The organism is Porphyromonas somerae DSM 23386 (genome assembly GCF_000372405.1).
Lineage (GTDB): Bacteria > Bacteroidota > Bacteroidia > Bacteroidales > Porphyromonadaceae > Porphyromonas_A > Porphyromonas_A somerae.
The window spans coordinates 14,446-32,603 of record NZ_AQVC01000028.1; the positions used below are offsets into that span (position 1 = coordinate 14,446).

The 18,158-nt window shown below is 46.8% G+C and carries 20 protein-coding genes; 13 read left to right on the forward strand and 7 right to left on the reverse strand.

The window, feature by feature from the left end:
* Positions 1–6: 6 nt before the first annotated feature.
* From A3GK_RS0106435 to gap, 9 genes are all read left to right on the forward strand, one after another.
* A complete protein-coding gene (locus A3GK_RS0106435) occupies positions 7–636 on the forward strand; it encodes a DUF4271 domain-containing protein (RefSeq protein ID WP_018028649.1) in 630 nt (209 codons plus the stop codon).
* 18 nt (positions 637–654) lie between these two features.
* On the forward strand, positions 655–1,419 hold the full coding sequence (locus A3GK_RS0106440) for a uroporphyrinogen-III synthase (protein WP_018028650.1): 765 nt from the start codon (positions 655–657) through the stop codon (positions 1,417–1,419).
* Positions 1,412–1,810, forward strand: a complete 399-nt coding sequence (locus tag A3GK_RS10575) for a ribonuclease P protein component (RefSeq protein WP_018028651.1) — start codon at positions 1,412–1,414, stop codon at positions 1,808–1,810. Before A3GK_RS0106440 ends, A3GK_RS10575 begins: the two co-directional genes overlap by 8 nt.
* Positions 1,803–2,048 carry a membrane protein insertion efficiency factor YidD gene (gene yidD / locus A3GK_RS11255; RefSeq protein WP_018028652.1) on the forward strand — a complete coding sequence of 82 codons (246 nt, stop codon included), beginning with the start codon at positions 1,803–1,805 and terminating at the stop codon, positions 2,046–2,048. The genes A3GK_RS10575 and yidD overlap by 8 nt, the downstream gene beginning before the upstream one ends.
* 4 nt (positions 2,049–2,052) lie before the next feature.
* Positions 2,053–2,736, forward strand: a complete 684-nt coding sequence (locus A3GK_RS11045; RefSeq protein ID WP_244860729.1) for a TatD family hydrolase — start codon at positions 2,053–2,055, stop codon at positions 2,734–2,736.
* 48 nt (positions 2,737–2,784) lie between these two features.
* The gene (locus tag A3GK_RS0106455) at positions 2,785–3,174 is read left to right on the forward strand and encodes a YtxH domain-containing protein (RefSeq protein ID WP_018028654.1); all 390 of its coding nucleotides are present in this window, start codon (positions 2,785–2,787) and stop codon (positions 3,172–3,174) included.
* 162 nt (positions 3,175–3,336) lie between these two features.
* Positions 3,337–3,810 (forward strand): hypothetical protein, encoded by a 474-nt coding sequence (locus A3GK_RS0106465; RefSeq protein ID WP_155799456.1) that lies wholly within the window; start codon positions 3,337–3,339, stop codon positions 3,808–3,810.
* Positions 3,807–4,271 (forward strand): hypothetical protein, encoded by a 465-nt coding sequence (locus A3GK_RS0106470; protein WP_021903149.1) that lies wholly within the window; start codon positions 3,807–3,809, stop codon positions 4,269–4,271. Before A3GK_RS0106465 ends, A3GK_RS0106470 begins: the two co-directional genes overlap by 4 nt.
* A 174-nt stretch (positions 4,272–4,445) precedes the next feature.
* Positions 4,446–5,456 (forward strand): type I glyceraldehyde-3-phosphate dehydrogenase, encoded by a 1,011-nt coding sequence (gene gap / locus A3GK_RS0106475; RefSeq protein ID WP_018028657.1) that lies wholly within the window; start codon positions 4,446–4,448, stop codon positions 5,454–5,456.
* A 557-nt stretch (positions 5,457–6,013) separates the two neighbouring features.
* Here gap and A3GK_RS0106480 read toward each other — a convergent pair.
* Genes A3GK_RS0106480 through A3GK_RS0106510 form a run of 7 tightly spaced genes read right to left on the reverse strand, consistent with a single transcriptional unit; the run spans position 6,014 to position 14,758 of the window.
* Complete coding sequence (locus tag A3GK_RS0106480; RefSeq protein ID WP_018028658.1) at positions 6,014–6,853, reverse strand: zeta toxin family protein; 840 nt, start codon at positions 6,851–6,853, stop codon at positions 6,014–6,016.
* Positions 6,840–7,106: a hypothetical protein gene (locus tag A3GK_RS0106485; protein ID WP_018028659.1), complete on the reverse strand. Its 267-nt coding sequence runs from the start codon at positions 7,104–7,106 to the stop codon at positions 6,840–6,842. Before A3GK_RS0106485 ends, A3GK_RS0106480 begins: the two co-directional genes overlap by 14 nt.
* A gap of 19 nt (positions 7,107–7,125) precedes the next feature.
* A complete protein-coding gene (locus A3GK_RS0106490) occupies positions 7,126–8,475 on the reverse strand; it encodes an MATE family efflux transporter (protein WP_018028660.1) in 1,350 nt (449 codons plus the stop codon).
* A gap of 15 nt (positions 8,476–8,490) precedes the next feature.
* Positions 8,491–9,516: a 23S rRNA (adenine(2503)-C(2))-methyltransferase RlmN gene (rlmN, locus tag A3GK_RS0106495; RefSeq protein ID WP_018028661.1), complete on the reverse strand. Its 1,026-nt coding sequence runs from the start codon at positions 9,514–9,516 to the stop codon at positions 8,491–8,493.
* Between the two features lie 4 nt (positions 9,517–9,520).
* Positions 9,521–12,742, reverse strand: a complete 3,222-nt coding sequence (locus tag A3GK_RS0106500; protein WP_018028662.1) for a UvrD-helicase domain-containing protein — start codon at positions 12,740–12,742, stop codon at positions 9,521–9,523.
* On the reverse strand, positions 12,739–13,074 hold the full coding sequence (locus tag A3GK_RS0106505) for a translation initiation factor (protein ID WP_018028663.1): 336 nt from the start codon (positions 13,072–13,074) through the stop codon (positions 12,739–12,741). The genes A3GK_RS0106500 and A3GK_RS0106505 overlap by 4 nt, the downstream gene beginning before the upstream one ends.
* A gap of 10 nt (positions 13,075–13,084) precedes the next feature.
* Positions 13,085–14,758, reverse strand: a complete 1,674-nt coding sequence (locus tag A3GK_RS0106510; protein ID WP_018028664.1) for a S41 family peptidase — start codon at positions 14,756–14,758, stop codon at positions 13,085–13,087.
* Between the two features lie 373 nt (positions 14,759–15,131).
* Between A3GK_RS0106510 and fldA the strand changes: the two genes are divergently transcribed.
* The 4 genes from fldA (at position 15,132) to A3GK_RS0106530 (ending at position 17,547) form a co-directional block, all read left to right on the forward strand.
* A complete protein-coding gene (gene fldA / locus A3GK_RS0106515; protein ID WP_018028665.1) occupies positions 15,132–15,635 on the forward strand; it encodes a flavodoxin FldA in 504 nt (167 codons plus the stop codon).
* Positions 15,636–15,654: 19 nt separating this feature from the next.
* The gene (locus tag A3GK_RS0106520; protein WP_244860730.1) at positions 15,655–16,008 is read left to right on the forward strand and encodes a DUF2023 family protein; all 354 of its coding nucleotides are present in this window, start codon (positions 15,655–15,657) and stop codon (positions 16,006–16,008) included.
* 634 nt (positions 16,009–16,642) lie between these two features.
* Entirely contained in the window at positions 16,643–17,263 is a 621-nt protein-coding gene (locus A3GK_RS0106525) for a hypothetical protein (RefSeq protein WP_018028667.1), read from the forward strand.
* On the forward strand, positions 17,257–17,547 hold the full coding sequence (locus A3GK_RS0106530) for a winged helix-turn-helix domain-containing protein (protein WP_026161767.1): 291 nt from the start codon (positions 17,257–17,259) through the stop codon (positions 17,545–17,547). Before A3GK_RS0106525 ends, A3GK_RS0106530 begins: the two co-directional genes overlap by 7 nt.
* Positions 17,548–18,158: the final 611 nt, after the last annotated feature.

Genomic DNA, 18,158 nt, shown 5'->3' on the forward strand with positions numbered 1-18,158 from the left:
CAAAAGATGGACAATTGGCCACAATTTAATCAACGTTACCAACCCAATATAATAGCTGAAATACCAGCTTATAGAGATTATCTCATAGGGGTACTATTGCTATTACTGGTAACTGGGGCGTTGCTTTGGGCTTTTTATCAGCGTAACAAACGACAGCGAGGGGCAGGAGGAGGTGTGGCCCTCTATTCTTATCTTACACTGCAGACGATACTCCTCGTGGGCTTTCTCTATGCGGAGTTGGTATGGAGCAGCTCGGGAAGTGCCCCCTATTGGTTGGTGGCCGGCAGTGGTTTCCTTTACGGATTGAGCTACCTCTTGATTAATTTACTGGTATACGGGGTATTGTGGTATGCTTTTGGCGTGCCAGAAAAGGTGAGCCAGTGGTTTCTAGCCTTCTTTCGAGTTTGGGGGCTAGTTGGGGTGACGCTCTATCTACCTCTACTGGTGAGTATCACCGGGGGTGGAGGCAGTACTTGGGTAATTTCGATGCTATTGGGAGGTACCTATTTCTTCTTTAGGATGCTACTTATTCACTATAGTATCGCCATATTCCCGAAGCTACTTAATTTCCCTCTGCATTTAATTTTGTATCTTTGCACTTGCGAAATAGCTCCGTTGCTATTTTTGTTGGTATAAATCGATAAGGAAAGAGTAATGCCTCAAAAAATTAAGACCATTTTGGTGTCGCAACCAAAGCCAACCAATACTAAATCACCCTACTTCCAGCTGATGGAGGAGACGGGTGTAGAAATAGATTTTAAGCCGTTATTTAGTATCACTCCTGTGAGTGCTAGAGAGTTTAGAGATCAGAAGATTGAGATCTTGGAGCATACGGGTGTGGTACTCAATTCTAAGACTGTAGCCGATCACTTTTTTAAGCTAGTAAAGGAGCTGAGGATAGAGTTGCCAGAGGATTATAAGTACTTCTGTAATTCAGAGTTCGTGGCTACATATCTGCAAAAGCATATTACTGTAAGGAAGCGTAAAGTCTTTTTCCCAGAGAAGAATGGCAATGTAGGAGACCTCCTTTCGCTACTTCTGAAGTACGATAAGGAGCACTTCTTTGTCCCAGGGATTGACGGTGTGAAGGAGCGTTACTCCGAGGAGTTGGCAGCAAATAATATTGTCCACACTCTCGGAGTGGTTAGCAAACTTGAGTTCACCCCCGTGACGAAAGAGGAGATAGAGGGCTATGATATGCTGATATTTTTCAGCCCCAATGGTGTTCAGTCGCTATTCCATAGCATCCCCGAGTATGAGCAGGGCGATCAATTGATCGGCTGTTTGGGTGAAGGTACTCTCAAGTCGCTCAAGGAGGCGAAACTAAGAGTGGATATGCCTGTCCCTAATAAAGACTTTACCAGTATCAATGCGGCACTCGACCACCTTGTGAAGAGTACAAAAAAGAAACATGCCTGAGAGTCAGACACTCAAAAAGGAAGAGAGAATCTACCTCCGAAGCGAGCTCAATGAGCTATTCGCCTCGAGAGGTAGCTTTGTTTGTTACCCTTTTAGAGTGGTCTACTTGGAAGTCCCCCGACAAGAGCTTCCGCTCAAGATGATGGTCTCCGTCCCCAAAAGGCGGCTGAAGCATGCCGTTGACCGCAACCGTATAAAGCGGCTCACTCGTGAAGCTTATAGGCTCACTAAAAAAGAGCTAGTGAAGCAGATTGATCCTGAAGTGACGCTCCTGATTGGCTTCATTTACCTAAAGGACCGGCTGAGTAGGTACTCCACAGTCCAGCAGGCAGTGGAGGAGGCCTTCAAGAAGCTACAACCACCTACTAAAGAACCAGTAGAAGATGATTAAGAGGTGTGTCAAGTGGGTGTCGGAGCTATTGGTACAGCTCCTACTTTTGCCTATTTACTTTTACAAGCGGGCCATCTCACCGATGCTTCCCCCTTCTTGTAGATTCACGCCTAGTTGTAGCACCTACGCTGTTGAGGCACTAAAAAAGCACGGCCCAATCAAAGGGCTCCTCCTCGCTATATGGCGCATATTACGGTGCAATCCATGGGGCGGAAGCGGTTATGACCCTGTCCCTTAAGTGTATGATTCCTTACCTTGACTTCCATACCCACGCCGATGGCTGTAAGAAATACCTTGCGGATAAAGATGTGATAGTCATTCAATCATTGCATCTGGGCGAAAAGGTTGAGCCTAGAGCCAACTTTGCTACTTGGGGGGTGCACCCTATGCTAGAGGGGACAAAGGAGTTCGTTGACCAGCTGAGGCAAGATAGGGCGCAGCTGATTTCGGAGTGGTACCGCACCTTGTCATTGACCCCTAAACTCATTGGGGTGGGGGAGTGCGGTTGGGATAATCGCTCCCCTCTTTCACTCGAGGAGCAAGAGTTACTTGTAGACTTTCATATTACTTTGGCCGACCAGCTCGGCTATCCACTTATTTTTCATATCGTGGGTGGATGGCACCACTTGCTAGCCAAAAAGAAGTCTCACTCCAAGTCCGAAGTGCCATGGATCGTTCATGGATTTAGAGGAAGCGCTGCTCTTGCAAAGCAACTTACTAGTGCAGGTATTTTTCTTAGCCTACACCCCTATTGCTCAAGTGGAGTGTGCGATAAGTATTTCTTGGAGACCGATGATACACCAATGGCAATAGAATCACACTACAGAGCCAGAGACTTGCTACATGAAGAGCAACGACAGGGGGTTATTAACCTTTTTTGTGGCTTGTTTCCTGTAGAATCTCAATTAATTACGGTACATTTGTAGTGTGAGAGATGAATGAACTAATGTGTAATCATTAAATAAGGCAAGATTATGAGAAATAACGATGGTCTGAAGCTTTTGATAGGCGTAGCTATTGGTACCGCTATTGGTGCTGCTGTTGCCTACTTTTCCGACAATAAGAAGCGCAATGACTTTATCGATGATATGTCGGATTATGGTGATAAGGTGAAGAGCAATATCAAGGATGCCTATTACGATGGCAAGATCCGTGCTCGTAGAGCCAAGAGAGACCTTTCCAGATACATGGCCGATATTAAGGATGATGCTGGTCATCTATACGATGATGTAGTCTCTTCGGCTAAAAACATGGGAAAGAAGGTAAAGGAGGAAGCTGAGGAGTTGGCTGACCTTACAGAAGAGGAGCTCTCCGACCTAAAGGACGCTGCAAGAGAGGAAGCAGAGAAGCTTTCTAAGAAGTAACCACTCCAAGTAATTCGGTGATATTGACTCACCACACCACTTTACCAGTGGTACATGGAGAGAAAGATAGGATGGGTGGGTGACTCTATGGCCTCACGAGCTGATCGTGAGAGCATTGAGTCGCTCACCCATTACTTTTAATATTTGATTATAATTAATGATATGCCAATGACAAGCATCAAAGAGACTTTTAGTGAGGTGATTGCCGAGCTAAAGGATTATATTGAGGCAAAAAAAAGCCTGATAGAGCTCAAAGCAACAGAAAAGGGAGCCCCCATTGTTGCCAAGTCTATATATGGCTCTATTCTGGTGGTGCTGAGCTTAATTGTGGCGACTTTCACGTTGGTGGCTGCGATATTTGCCCTATCACTCGTCTTTGTGACCAATGGCACAGAGGCTTTTGCCACCCTTTCAGCGCTAACCTTTTCGGCGGTCTGCCTATTGGTATTCTTCCTACTTATTTTGGCAATACTACTAGCATTGCGCAAGCGTGTGACGAGGAAGATGGAGAACCAATTGGTCAATAATTATCTCGATAAGCAAGAGGCCAAAGAACACAATCAGGAGAGAGAAACATTGATAGCAAGTGAGCAAACAGCCCTCGCTGCAACTGAAATAAAGGAGGAGGTACAATGAGCAACTTAACAACAACAACTCAAGCAAGGTTGAAAGCACGAGAGGATAGATTGGAAGCTCGTGCCAATATGCGACTAGATAGGGTCAAGGAAAAGATCAATTATCTCAAGAGTAATAGCGGTAAGATGGTCATTGACGATGCTATTGATAACCTACGAAAAACCTCACCCGGTGTAGGCAAGATAGCTAGCTTTATCAATGGCTTTATTAGTAAAAATAGAGAGAAGAAGGTGGCGAAGGAGCTCGCTCAAGAGCGGCTAGATAGCAATCCCACCAGTAGCTTTAGCACCCGAGATGACCAAAGCCAAAATGGCCTTCTCACAGGGATTAAGAGCTACCTCCTACCTACACTCTACTCCCTCGGTGGTATGCGATTGCTATCATATAGTCTCAAAGGGACTGGCAAGATACTCCGAAGCGGTGTAGGGAGATTATTTGGTCGACGTCGTAAACGAAAGTAAGCGAGAAAAGAGTTTGATTTTGGCTATACGATAGACCATTTCATTTAAGAGAGTGGTGAATATGCCCAGTACTTCAAATATTTTGAGTAAATTTGCCCTTGAAAGATGATGGGTGATGAATAAACTTATCCCTGACGAATAAATAATAATTAATACATAAATAAGAATACTGATATGATTAAGATTGGTATCAACGGTTTTGGCCGTATTGGACGCTTTGTGTTCCGTGCTTCAACAAAGAGAAATGACCTAGTAGTGGTAGGGATTAATGACCTCCTATCTGTTGACTATCTAGCGTATATGCTAAAATACGATACAATGCATGGTCAGTTTGATGGCGAGATCTCTTATGACCTTGATAAGAGCACTTTGACTGTCAATGGCAATACCATTCGTTGCACTCAAGAGCGTGATCCTAGAGACCTTAAGTGGAATGAGATTGGTGCTGAGTATATTGTAGAGTCTACTGGTCTATTCCTTACTGCCGAGAAGGCTCAAGCTCACCTCGAGGCTGGTGCTAAGTATGTTGTGATGTCAGCTCCTTCTAAGGATGCTACCCCAATGTACGTAGTTGGTGTAAACGAAGATAAGTACGAAAAGGGCACTAAGATTGTGAGCAACGCAAGCTGTACTACCAACTGTCTTGCCCCTCTAGCAAAGGTTATCCACGATCATTTCGGTATTAAGGATGGTCTTATGACCACTGTACACTCAGCTACTGCTACTCAGAAGACGGTTGATGGTCCATCAATGAAGGACTGGAGAGGTGGTCGTGCAGCAGGTGGCAATATCATCCCTTCTACCACAGGTGCAGCTAAGGCTGTGGGTAAAGTAATCCCTGACCTCAATGGTAAGCTCACTGGTATGTCTTTCCGCGTACCTACACTCGATGTTTCTGTAGTAGACCTTACTGTTAATCTAGAGAAGCCAGCTTCTTACGAGGAGATCTGCGCAGTGATCAAGAAGGCATCTGAAAATGAGCTTAAGGGTGTTCTTGGTTACACTGAGGATGCAGTTGTTTCAAGCGACTTCCTTGGTGATACCCATTCATCTATCTTCGATAAGGAAGCTGGTATCGCTCTTACCGATAGCTTCGTGAAGCTAGTATCTTGGTACGATAATGAGATCGGCTACTCAAATCGTGTACTCGACCTTATTGCTACTATGCACAAGGTAAATGGCTGATAATTAGAGATCACTCTAATTGTGAAATAATAAGTCACCCTAAGGAGATATTCTCCCTAGGGTGACTTTTTTTAGTCCCCATACCAAGCAAAAGCATTCATTCCCATCCCTTAACGGCCGTTATCCTAAAAAGAGCACAAGGCTGAAAACTTCTATTGGCTACAAATGCATATTTCCGCGAACTTCGTAAAGTCCTTAATCCCTTGCCATTTAATTATAAAGTTTGAAGCATTTCCTTACATTGCACTCGTGTAAGTCTCATGATAATGTCTATTGATTTTGTTTTAATTCACAACTTTACAGAGATATCATTATTCGGGCTTGCACACATTTGGGATACTACTAAAAACTCTAAGGTAGTAGGGGAAAAGTGGAGATGCAACTAAGCAATCGGCGAGTTGCAAGAAAGCTTTTGCTTAGTTGCATCTCGCCGATTGCTTAGTTGCATCTCAATAAGCGCTTTTATATGGCGTTGAATTACAGATGGTTATGAAGGGGTGTCTGTGACCTTCTTTTTAGCCGGATTTTTACTTTGTAATCTCTGCCTGGGAGAGTTGCTATTGGTGGGGCTGTATGGTGGATGCCCGACGTATCAGATGGTGGAGCTGGCTGATTAGCTTCTCTCTTATCTTTTCATCTTGGATGATTGATAAGGCTGTTAGTCCCTTGTCAATCAGCAGCAAAACCAACTCTCTATTTTGCAGTTGTTTATCCCTTATCCTTTCAATTAATTCGCTAGGTTTCTCTTGAATCGTCCAGAGACCATCCTCATTCCTCTGATAGTCGGCAATTAATTCCATTCCGAAGAGAGCATATAGGCGTATTCTGTCAATGTCTTTATTCCCGTAGGCGTCGTCCAACGTCTTAAGTATACCGTTACAAGCTTGGTTGTGGCTTTCAAAGTCGGCTAGTCTGCCACTATCCATAAGTTGTACCTCACTGGCATATCTTGAAAAAAGATTGACAGCAGTGAGTTCTGGTGGTGCAGAGATACACATTAGTTCTACCTCAAAGCCAGCCCTTTTGAACTTTCGAGCGGTGTCAGCTACTACTTCGCTTCGCCTCATAGTCCCTTCTACCGATACATTTAGCCGATTTCTTATGGCTTCGTCTATCAATCCCTCTGTAAATACATTGGAGAATATCTGCGTTTCAGATGAGTACTTAAGGGGCTCCTTTATCAGTTCTTTGTGTAGTGGGTGGTGCTCTCTATACTTGTCGCCATTTATGGTGAGTATACTTGGAAGCTCATTTTGGGCTATCTTTGCGAGTGCACTCTTTCCAGCAGATGGTTGTCCTCCCAATATAATAGCTCTTGGGTGTCCGCTAGGCTCTTTATCACTAATATAAAACCCCTTAAGCTGAGTCAATAGTGCTTCTACATCACTTCTCTTCATAATATGCTTTTAGGATGGGTGAATAAAGCTTTACTACTTTGTCTTGAATGTTTTTTGAGACTTCATCGTCTCCCAAGACCGCCATTTCCTCATACTCTAGGGTGGCCTGTTGCTCTATAAGGTTGGCTCGCTCTTCGGGGTCTTCAACCGTTAGAAGCTTATTCAGCGTCAAAGTCCTTAGCTTGGCGATGGCATTTGCCATCACCTCTTTGTCGGTAAAGGTTCGAGCAATTTCTAGTTGTCTTTCGGTCATAATGGTATGGTATTTATCTTTATCTATTCGATGAAATGGTGGAGCGACGGACGAGGAGGTACCAGATGCCAGCAACGATGCCCTTGAGAATAGAGGAGGCACCAATGATCCACCAAAGGGTGGTGATATCCTTGGTGAGGGGTAATAAGAGGAGGGCGGCGGGAATCCGGAGCAGGTTGCCAATGATACTGATGAGGGAGGGGGGGAGTGTCTGGCGGATACCATAGAAGAAACCTTGGCTGGTGATCTCTATCATGCTAAATACTTGTGGTACCGCTTGAATGGATAGGTAGATGCCACCTGCGATGTAGGCGGCTTCCTCAGGGACAATGAGTGCGAAGAGCCCTTCGCCCCAAAAGTAGTAGATGCAGAAGCCCAGTACGCCCACAATCAGTGATAAGATCAGTGTGTACCGTACCCCTTTGTAGATACGGTCTATCTGATTAGCCCCATAGTTTTGACCAGTAAAGGCACTAAGGGCGGTAGAGAATCCTTGGGCGGTATTCCAGCAGAGCCCCTCTAGCTGCCCTCCAGTAGTGAGTGCCATCACTCCGAGATGCCCGCCATAGAGCGAGGCAAGGTGTCCTAGTGTGAGGTTGATAAAAGCAAATAGGCTATTCATCACTGCCACAGGGGTGCCGATACGCAGTACGCTGTAGGTAATCCCTTTAGTTAGTTTGATGAATATCTTGATTCCACCCAGCAATTGGTCTCTGTAGCACATCTGTAAGAGGAAAAGAGCTAGCACGATCCCTTGGGAGAGGATGGTGGCGAGTGCTGCCCCCTTGACCCCCAAGCCCGCTACAAATATAAGGAGTGGGTCGAGGAGCATATTGAGAAATAGTCCTATACTACTTATAATGAAAGGAATCTTGGAGTGACCCGTAGCATTGTAGATGCCGGTGTAGGCGACCGTGGGAAAGATGAGGGGTAACCCTAGCGCCACTATGGAGAGATAGTCGGTCCCCATCTTGTGGATAGAGGTCTCGAGCCGATAGATGCCTATCAACCCTTCATTAAATAGGAGGTAGATAGCCATCACCACCACGCCCATAATGATAGCAATAGTAGAGGTGTGGCTGGCGTACTGGCGAGCTTCATCCTGCTCTCCTCGGCCTAGAGCATTGGAGACCCCCACCTCGGCAGCTACCTTATTCAGCATAGAGAGTGAGCTGGCAATCCACGTAAAGACCGAGGCTGCTCCCGTTGCTGCCACTGCTTCGGAGGAGAGACGCCCTACCCACGCCATATCGGTAAAGCTGTAGAGCATCTGTATGAAGGAGGTCCCTAGTATCGGGAGGGCAAGGTGTACAAGATGAGGCCCGATCGGTCCTCTCGTGAGGTCTTTTGCTTGGCGGTAGGTAGCCATTTTATCGGTAGAGGATTACTTTTTCTTTTCTGTGGAGAGCATACCACACGCTGCCGATATATCTTCGCCACGTGAGCGTCGGGTGGTGGTGCGTAGTCCGTGCTTATTGAGGTACTCCTCAAACCAAAGCACCTGCTCCGAGGTGGGGGTATGGTAGGGAATGCCTGGGATAGCGTGGTACCTAATAAGGTTGACCCTACAATCGAGTGGCTTGAGGAGGGCTATCAGACGGTCGGCGTGTGCCTTGGTATCATTGAGACCCTCAAATAGAATGTACTCGAAGGAGAGCCGCCTCTGACCCGAAAAGTCGTATTGGCTTAGCTGCTGCACCACCTCCTCTATATGGAAAGCTCGCTCCACAGGCATCAATTGTAGTCGCTCCTCGGGTATCGCATTGTGTATACTGATAGCGATGTGTACGCTCTGCTCCCGTAGAAGTCTATTGAGCCCTTCCTTTACGCCTATCGTGCTGACCGTGATCCGCTTGGGGCTCCACGCCAGACCGTAGTCGGCGGTGAGTATCTCTATCACCTTTGCTACCTCCTCATAGTTGTCCAAAGGCTCGCCCATCCCCATAAAGACCAAGTTGGTGAGCTTATCGGAGTGGGGGATACTGAGCACCTGATTGATAATATCGGCACTTGAGAGATTGGCCAACCAGCCCATTTTACCCGTGGCACAAAATGAGCACGCCATCTTGCACCCTACCTGACTGCTGATGCAGAGGGTGGCTCGACTAGCTTCGGGAATGTAAACGGTCTCAAATTGGTAGGCGGGATTGGCAAGTAGAGGGAAAAGGTACTTCTCTGTGCCATCCGTGGAGATCTGTCGGTGCGTGAATGGAGTGCGACCGACCTGATAATTCTCCGCCAATTTAGCTCGAAACGACTTGGAGAGGTTGGTCATCTCCTCAATGGAGGTTGCGTGCTTTTGGTAGAGCCATTCTGCTATCTGCTTGCCTCTAAAGCGAGGTTCACCCAAAGAGGTAACTAGCTCTTGGAGCTCCGAAAGTGTTTTGCCAATGAGTGGGGTCATAGCCATGGTGTTATTTCTTTACTTCTACAATCTCTGGGGTCTTTTCCCAATTCCATAGATATCCCTTTGCTTGGAAGCCCATCTTCTCTAGTAGGGTTAGATAGCCTTTGATTTGAGTTCGGTACTGCGGTATATCGGTATTCTCGCCAAACTTATAGTCAATCACGATGGCATTGCTCCCCTCTATGATCAGCCTATCGGGTCGCCTATGCTGGTCGTACTCACCGATGTAGATAGATTGCTCGGTGAGAATGCTCCTTCCCTCCTTGGGGGTAAACCAGTCTCGTAGCTGTGGGTCTTCCGCCAGAGCTGTATTAAATTGGTTGATCAGGGTCTGCTTCTCCTCCTCTGTCTTAGGTAGGCGGGCAACGGCGTGCTCAAAGTCGTCCCACGAGATCACTCTCGACATCACATCGTGCATCTTAATCCCGTGCTGAATAGCTTCACTATCAAAGGCAGCTTCGGACTCTATCCGCCTAAGAATCGATTGGCGTGGCTCTTTATTAAGGTGTAGCTCCACCTTTGTCGCTACTTCCTCCGGCGTGGCGCTCTCCTCTTTCTTCTTATCCCCCCTTTGCTCATTACCATAGGTCCAAACCTTTTCATTCTCACACTGTAGCATACTATCCTCGCTGGGGTCTAGCTTCTTGAGCAATCTTAGCCGCTCGTGTACGATACGGGTCACTTTCTTAGTGGTGGGCTTCTCTTTGGTAAAGAGGTAGAGCCGCTCTTTCGGGCGTGTAAATGCCACGTAGAGTAGGTTGAGATTATCGAGGTAGTTGGCCTCGTGTATTTCTCTATACTTCTTGCCAATGAGCGAATTGAGATGTGGCGCAGAGGGGGCTTCAGGAATAATGTAGAAGGGGAGTGGATGCTGCACAAAGCCCTCAGGAAGGTATCCCTCGGTGTCACAAAACTCCAAACTGCTATTAAAGCTAAGCTTAGAGATATCCCAATCAAGATAGGGCATAATCACCACGGGAAACTCCAGCCCCTTTGCTTTGTGAAGGGTGATCAGCTGTATCTTGTCGTTTTCGTCATTGCCCATGGTTACCATCTGCCGGACACCGATGCGCTTCCACCAATAGCTAAATTGGAGTAGCGTATTGGGCTCATTCTCTACAAACTCGTGGAGTAGGTCTAGGAACGAATTGATATAGAGCTCCTCCTCACTTGGTATCTCGAGATTTGCCAGGAGTTCATTGGTTATCTCAAAGAGGGTAGCTCCCGTTTGCACTATTTGGATCAATTGCTCTATTTTCTCCTCATCGGATATCCCAAAGGTATGGCATGCCACCTCAAAGAAGACCTTTTTCTGGCTGTTTTGAGGGTCGGCTACATGCTGGTATAGTGCTGTGATCAGCTTCACTGTGCTTGAGTGGCTCACCAGTAGGGCTTCATCCGAGAGAAAGGTAAAGCAGTGGCGATTGGCCTTGTCCTCTGTGGCGAAGTTATTCAGCATCTCTGCTATCTTCGTTGCTTCATTATTGGTGCGTACCACGAAGGCGATATCCCCTGGGTTGTAGCCATCTTTGTGAAGGTCTAGGAGTAGATTTTTTATCCGATTAGTGAGTACCTCCTCTACCGGCTCGCCCTCATCGCCTGCCTCTAGTTGCTCAAAGCGTACGTAGCCATGCCCATTCTTCTTGTTAGGCTCTTGGCAGACGTTGCTCTCGTATATCTTCTTGTAAACCTCATTACTCTCCCCGTCGAGATCAGTATGGGAGGGGAAGTCGTAGATGTTATCAAAGAATAGGTTGTTGAAGCGCACGATGTTTTCGTCACTTCTCCAATTGATTTTCAGTGGGTCATCATTTGTAAAGTATTGGAGTATGCGGTCACTCTCCACCTCACTATTAAGTAGAGAGCTATCGGTACCTCGCCACCTATAGATGCTTTGCTTTACGTCGCCTACGAGGAAGTTCTCCTTCATCTGGCTCAGGCTTTCAATGAGTAGCACCCTAAAGTTTTCCCACTGCGTGCGGTTGGTGTCTTGAAACTCATCGAGCATATAGTGGTCAATCCTTCCGCCCACCTTTTCATAGATAAGGGGGGTAGAAGCACCGTTGATCACCTTTTTAACCAGTTCGTTGATCTCCTCGATCAGCACCACCTTGTGCTCCTCTTGGTATTGTGCTATCTCCGTTTGTAGCTGCGAGAGAATAGGGAGCAGGCTCAGATGCTCCTTGAGCAGTTTAGCGAGCTGATAGTCTCCTGCATATTGACCAATCACATCATTAAGGTCGTATAGCTTCTGCTCTATATCGTCAAGACCATTCATTAGCTCCGGAAACTGCTTTGCCACCACTTTGAAGTTCTTACTAGAGAAGATCGCCAACTTTCCATCTTTTCCCACCTTTATTCTGCCGTCGTATACAGGCTTTTGTGGGTCCGTGATCTTCCTAAGGATCAGCTCGGATAGCTCCTTCCCTTGCAGAGCTTTTAGGAAACCATAGCTACTAAGTGCCAGTGCTTCATCGGCGTATTCTGCAAGAGTGTCTTGAAGGATGTTGAAAGGCTTCTCCATCTCTGTGAGAGCTTCCTCGGCCTTTGTCTTCAATTCCATTGCAGCTAGATCAATATCCTTAGGGTCGAGGGCTTGGATAGAGTATTTATCCGCCTGGGGGTTGTAGAGCATCTCCTTGGCAAGATTGATAATAGCCGCACGCACATCAGTGCTATCACCCTCCTCCACTCGAGAGAGAAGCACTGAGCCCAATCGAGTAAATACATTGCTCTCTTGATTCAAAAGGAGGCGATCCACCGACATCTCAATCGCCCCATCCCTATCGAGTGCCACCTCGGCATTGGCGCTACTATTCTCCAGCTCAATCACGAAGGTGCGGACAATCTCCTGAAAGAAAGAGTCGATCGTCTGTACCCTCAGAGATTCATAGTCGAGCAGGATCTCCTCCAGCACCTCCCTTGCTTTGCTTTTCTCTTTATCTATTTGTTGTGGCGTTTTCTTTGGCGCCCCCTTCTCTTGCTTTCTTCCGTTGAGAGAAATCTCATATAGCTCCTTCACAATCCTCTCCCGCAGCTCCGTCGTTGCTTTATTAGTGAAGGTAGCAACAAGGATCCTCTTGTATCCCCCCTCCATACCATCCGAAAGTAGCAGATCCAGGTACCGATGCACTAGCGTGTAGGTCTTGCCACTACCCGCCGATGCTTTGAATATATTAAGCGGTCTTTGCTCCTTACCTGCCGACTTATTAACCGCAGCTTCCGTCATCTCCTTCTGCACTTTTCGTATCCCCACTGCTGAAGTAGAGTCATTACCCGCTCCACCACCTCGCCCTGTATCAGTATTTCGCCCTCCTTGGCACTGCCACCTACACCGCAAGCCACCTTCAGTCGCTTTGCTAGAGTCTGCAACTCATCATCACTGCCTACAAATCCCTCCACCAGCGTCACTACCTTGCCCTTCCGTCCTTTATTATCTCTGCGTACCACTAGAGGTTGCTTCTCAGGGGGCAAAGTCTCCACCTCAGGGGTGCTCTGGAGCTGGTCCATTAGGTCTCTATTGGTAGAAAATATCATACCGCCTCTATCGTGCTTCGCCATAGTGATGAGATTATTGGAGTGATGACTTCCGTAGAATGTCGTGATACCGCTTTGGCGTACTCAAGATGTCCATAGCTCCCTGCATGGTAGGATCGTCTTGGAGTGTGATAGCAAACTGCCCCTCCTGACCGAAATAGTGCTGAGCAAGGCTACCTTGGAGCAGACGCACAATCTGATCCCGACTCTTGGCAAATGCCTGATCAATTGAGGGCGTAAGTGCTTTGCGAAGAGTGGCAAATGCCTCCTTGCTCACCTCCTCATATCCCTCAAACTTAGCTACCTGCTCCACCGACTTCAGCATCTCTAGGCTCATCTCGCCAAATTCAAAATCCTCCCCCTTTAGCTCTCCAATAAACCGAGCCACCTCCTCATCCGAGATCACAATATCCTGTAGCTCCTTTGCCTGTGGGTGCTCCAAAAAGAGTTGGTTGGCAAATTGGAAGATCCGCCCTTGGTTGCTGAGGGCAATCGTGATGGCATCCATCATCTCTCCCTCGATCTCCACATCTGGTCGAATGCCACCGCCATCACGTACCTCGCGCCCCCCTGCCGTGTGAAATACATTGGTCAAGCTATCGGGTACCGAGGCAACTGATCCATCGGGATTGCGGTGTGAATAATCGAGCTGCTGAATGCAACGCCCACTCGGTATGTAGTAGCGCGAAGTGGTCAGCTTGAGGATGCCATCATACGGGGTTGGAAGCGTGGTCTGTACTAGCCCCTTTCCAAAGCTCTTACTCCCTACGATCACCGCTCTATCCAGATCCTGTAAAGCACCTGCCACGATTTCACTTGCCGAAGCCGAGCCTCCATTGATCATCACCACCAGAGGTATCTCCAGGTCTATAGGCTCCTGCTCGGTAAAGTACTCCTGCGAAGTCTGTGGTAGCCGTCCTTTAGTATAGAGCACCTTGGTCCCCTTTGGTACAAACATACTGAGTAGCTCAATAGCTCCTCCCATTACACCGCCACCATTGCCACGGAGGTCTAGGATCAGCGACTTCATCTTACCCCCCTTATTGAGCTCGGCATAAGCTCTCCTCACATCTTCAGCACTCTTCGTGGTGAAGCTATTGAGGCGGATATAGCCAATGCTATCTTGGTAAAGGCCACGGCTTACCACTTGATCCACCACCACAGATCCACGCACAATCTCCATCTCCTCTGGATCACTCTTCCCCAGTTTTAGTACCTTCACCCGCACACTAGTGCCAGCAGGGCCTTTTAGCTTACTACTCACCTTGGAGGACGTGCCAGGCACTACCGACACCCCATCGATCTCCAAAAAGGCATCACCCATACGGAGCCCTGCACGCTCTGCCGGCGACCCTGGCATGGGATACTGTACATAGACTGTGCTATCCACTAACTGGATATAGGCACCGATGCCCGCATACTCCCCGGTGGTCATTACTTGGAAATCCTCCTTCTCCACCTCAGGGATATAATTGGTATAGGGGTCTAGCTGTGCCAGCATCGCATTGATGGCCTCTGTACTCACCTCCTGTATATCAAAGGTATCTACATAGTAGGCGGCTACACCAGAGAGGGCAGAGTTAAATATATATTGTGCCCTACTTACCGCTATTTGGTTCTTATCGTTGTGCGACTGGGCATATAGCCCTAGAGAGGGCATCAGCAGCATCAGCCCCGCTACCATTGAAATGATCTTATTTAGCTTCATATAGTTATTGCCATTACTTCATATATTATATATCAACAAATATACCAAATTCTACTGATTAGTAATGGAGATATGGTGCTTTATCGTGGTGTCCGGCTAGTCTGTCCTGTCCGACTTGTCCGATGAGGGTACCTACAAAGGGGTAACCACGTTAGTCCCCGCTTTAGCGGTTGCTCTAAGACCTTTTTGGATAAATCGATCCTGGGCGAATCTAGTGGGTATTCATCATAATTAGCTATGAGATAACTAGCTAAAATCACTACTAATGGGTATTGATGGGCGGTCAGTTATTGCCTACCTTTGCTCATGAATTGATAGGAGAATAAGCATTTTATCTTTACATACCATATAGTAAAATAGCAATAAGAGTAATATGAAGAAGATCTCAATTATCTACGGTACGTGTACCGATCATACCAAAGAGGCGGCAGAGTTGATCGCTTCTAAGCTGAGCGACTTCCAGCCTGAGCTACACAATGTAGCCGATTGTGGCACCGAACCATTTGAGCAGTCCGATTGCCTGATTCTCGGCACCTCCACTTGGGGTTGTGGCGACTTGCAGGACGACTGGGGCGATATGCTAGACAAGCTTTCGGGCGTGGAGCTAACGGGTAAGCAGGTGGCTCTCTTCGGGCTAGGCGACTCCTCGAGCTTCTCCGATACCTTTGTTGATGGCATGGGCGAGCTATACCACTTCTTTAATGACAAAGGCTGCAAGATGGTAGGCGAGGTGCCCACAGATGGCTACTCTTTTGATGATTCCACCGCTGTAGTCAATGATGAGTTTGTAGGTCTCCCACTCGATGCGGATAATGAGGAAGACCAGACCGAAGAGCGCATCGAAGGCTGGGTGAGCCAATTAAAACCCTTGCTATAGAGATAGAAAGGAGGCAGATATGAGCGGAGCAATGGGAGTGCTATCTCACCTTACCTATGAGTATCACAAGAAACTTAGGAGCTTGGCACTTTATACTTTTCACTCCTCCCTTAAGGGTGAGGTGGAGAATTGGCTTTGTAGCCGTCATATAGAATATATCCTACAGGAGGTGACACCAGTCAAGTACAATGTCTTCTTTGGAGACGGTCCTTGCCTAGATGTTATCCGACATATAGGAGACGACAAGCCCCTTGCGGAGTACACCCCAGAGGAGGATTTTATGCTCGGAATTATGCTGGGATACGACCGATTGGAGCAGTGCCGTCGATATCAAAAGCGAGTTGATCTATCTAGAGAGATAGAGACCCATTGACTTTCGATCCAAGTAGGCACACTGTTACTGTCCTAAAGTGCCTAGATGGAAAAGAGGGTAAAGGCTCGCAAAGATCTACTCATTAGAGTGATGTGGTAGGTGTTAGGTTGGTGGTGACCTATTGGCTTTCTTCAAGCTCGTCCTTGAGGTGCCAATGGGTCGCTACTTTTTTATGCCCAAAACAGACGTCTGACCTGTCCGATGAGGTGCCCCCCCCAATGAAGGACCTCCGCGCGGAGGTCCGATGAAATTGATGTTCTCAAAATAGGTTTCGGACGAGATAGGAGCAAAGCATTTATTGAGTTGCAACTAAGCATTTGGTTTGTTGCAACTCGCCGATTGCTTAGTTGCAACTCGGCATTTGCTTAGTTGCAACTCAGTTTTTGGCTTCTTATCTTATTGTATTACAGCAAGATACAAAAGTGCATTTGGACTGCTGTATTTTTCCATTAAATAGCAGTGAATTAGGCGTAAATTGTATGCCACAAAGTACCCCCAAACTATCTCTAAAAATAATGGCTTAGATGTTTGGTTTATATTATAAACTTTTGTACCTTTGGTGCGAGAAAGGTGGCGCGCACCCTTTTTTATTGAGTGAATGGTTTATAATGTAAACTTATTATTTCTGAAGATTATGGAAGAAAAGAAGATGAACGAGATGGAGAGTTTGGAGACGATCACCAAGATGCTCCAAGCTACAAAGGGTGAGGATATGCGATCCATCGTGATACGCTTTAGAGTATGGGGCACTGCCTGCCTACTTGTGGGGCTACTCGCTTTCTTTGCCACTACTTATCTAATAAGTCCTTGGTGGCATACCATTTGGTTTTCAATGTTTTTAGTGCCCCTTATCCCTGCGGCACGTGGAGAGCATGATGGGCATAGAGTCACCACCTTTCTTGATGAGAGTATCGCTAAGGTGCTAGGTGCTACGGGTACTTACTTTGCTGTGGCTAGTGTGGCAATTATTATTTTTGGTTGGACTACAGGTAACTGGATGTTTCAGTTGCTCGCCCCTCTAGCGGTGGTAATATTGAGCTTCAACTTGATGCAGGTATGGGCGTTGACCAAGCGACGTGGATTTTATCTCTTTTCGCTAGTAATGCTACTCGCAGGGATGCTGATGCTTTGCCGTGTGGTGCTCAATCTACCTCTGTTTACCCCTTTGGATCATCTCCGTACAGGTGTGTTGCTCGGACTGCTATTCCTAGTTCCTGCCAACGTCAATAGCCGACCAAAAAAGGTAAGATCATGAGAGAGCTAGACCCATTATTGCATTCACAGCTGCGACTATCTATTGTATCGATATTGCTCTCTGTGGCCGAGGCGGATTTCGTCTATCTCCGACAGAAAACGGGTGCTACCAGTGGCAATTTGAGTGTGCAGATCGATAAACTCTCAGAGGCAGGCTACATAGAGGTGGAGAAGGAGTCGGCCGGGAGATCAAGCCGTACTACCTGTCGCCTCACAGCTAAGGGGCGTACTGCACTCGAGGAGTATATCCAGATATTGAGAGAGGATTACTTCCACCTCCCATAGTATAGTTTCTTACCTAAGGCCAAAAAAGACCTCGGCAGAGGGGATCAGACAATCCAATCTAAGTCTGACCCTTCGGCCGAGGTTTCTGCTATCAGCTCACAATAATGTTGGTGGAAGCGTCCGACCTTTCTCAATAATAAAGCTACTCACGCGTATAAAGTCAAACAGTCAAGTAGCAAATTAAAAGGTTTATCGGACACCAAAGGATGATAACTAAGAATCCTCTTTAAAAGCTCATAATTGGAGCTTTTGCAGAGGAGAATAATCAAATATAAAGGCGTTCCCTCAAGCTAGACAAGATGAAAACCATCAAAAAAACAGACCAAAACTCCTAACCTCGAACCTAGATTCCGCAAGTCGAGTGAGGGGTAAAAAAGAAGGGTGAGATTTCTTGCGATTTCTCACCCTTTGTCGTTAGAAATTGTTATCTTTATCTTGACATAAATAACTGAATAACAATATCTAACACCCCGTTAGGGTATGGCAAATATACAAGTAATTTCTGAGAGAGCACAGCGTTTTGGCGGATTAAATTTCATTTTACAGTCCAAGGAGTACAAAAAGATTCTTGAGCTGTGCGATAAAGAGCTGGGAGTAAGAAGTAGTTCTGG

Bases quoted from the DNA above. Each gene is read 5' to 3' on its own strand.
- A3GK_RS0106435 (WP_018028649.1), top strand. From the start codon at position 7: ATGGACAATTGGCCACAATTTAATCAACGTTACCAACCCAATATAATA.
- A3GK_RS0106440 (WP_018028650.1), top strand. From the start codon at position 655: ATGCCTCAAAAAATTAAGACCATTTTGGTGTCGCAACCAAAGCCAACC.
- A3GK_RS10575 (WP_018028651.1), top strand. From the start codon at position 1,412: ATGCCTGAGAGTCAGACACTCAAAAAGGAAGAGAGAATCTACCTCCGA.
- yidD (WP_018028652.1), top strand. From the start codon at position 1,803: ATGATTAAGAGGTGTGTCAAGTGGGTGTCGGAGCTATTGGTACAGCTC.
- A3GK_RS11045 (WP_244860729.1), top strand. From the start codon at position 2,053: ATGATTCCTTACCTTGACTTCCATACCCACGCCGATGGCTGTAAGAAA.
- A3GK_RS0106455 (WP_018028654.1), top strand. From the start codon at position 2,785: ATGAGAAATAACGATGGTCTGAAGCTTTTGATAGGCGTAGCTATTGGT.
- A3GK_RS0106465 (WP_155799456.1), top strand. From the start codon at position 3,337: ATGCCAATGACAAGCATCAAAGAGACTTTTAGTGAGGTGATTGCCGAG.
- A3GK_RS0106470 (WP_021903149.1), top strand. From the start codon at position 3,807: ATGAGCAACTTAACAACAACAACTCAAGCAAGGTTGAAAGCACGAGAG.
- gap (WP_018028657.1), top strand. From the start codon at position 4,446: ATGATTAAGATTGGTATCAACGGTTTTGGCCGTATTGGACGCTTTGTG.
- A3GK_RS0106480 (WP_018028658.1), bottom strand. From the start codon at position 6,853: ATGAAGAGAAGTGATGTAGAAGCACTATTGACTCAGCTTAAGGGGTTT.
- A3GK_RS0106485 (WP_018028659.1), bottom strand. From the start codon at position 7,106: ATGACCGAAAGACAACTAGAAATTGCTCGAACCTTTACCGACAAAGAG.
- A3GK_RS0106490 (WP_018028660.1), bottom strand. From the start codon at position 8,475: ATGGCTACCTACCGCCAAGCAAAAGACCTCACGAGAGGACCGATCGGG.
- rlmN (WP_018028661.1), bottom strand. From the start codon at position 9,516: ATGGCTATGACCCCACTCATTGGCAAAACACTTTCGGAGCTCCAAGAG.
- A3GK_RS0106500 (WP_018028662.1), bottom strand. From the start codon at position 12,742: ATGACGGAAGCTGCGGTTAATAAGTCGGCAGGTAAGGAGCAAAGACCG.
- A3GK_RS0106505 (WP_018028663.1), bottom strand. From the start codon at position 13,074: ATGGCGAAGCACGATAGAGGCGGTATGATATTTTCTACCAATAGAGAC.
- A3GK_RS0106510 (WP_018028664.1), bottom strand. From the start codon at position 14,758: ATGAAGCTAAATAAGATCATTTCAATGGTAGCGGGGCTGATGCTGCTG.
- fldA (WP_018028665.1), top strand. From the start codon at position 15,132: ATGAAGAAGATCTCAATTATCTACGGTACGTGTACCGATCATACCAAA.
- A3GK_RS0106520 (WP_244860730.1), top strand. From the start codon at position 15,655: ATGAGCGGAGCAATGGGAGTGCTATCTCACCTTACCTATGAGTATCAC.
- A3GK_RS0106525 (WP_018028667.1), top strand. From the start codon at position 16,643: ATGGAAGAAAAGAAGATGAACGAGATGGAGAGTTTGGAGACGATCACC.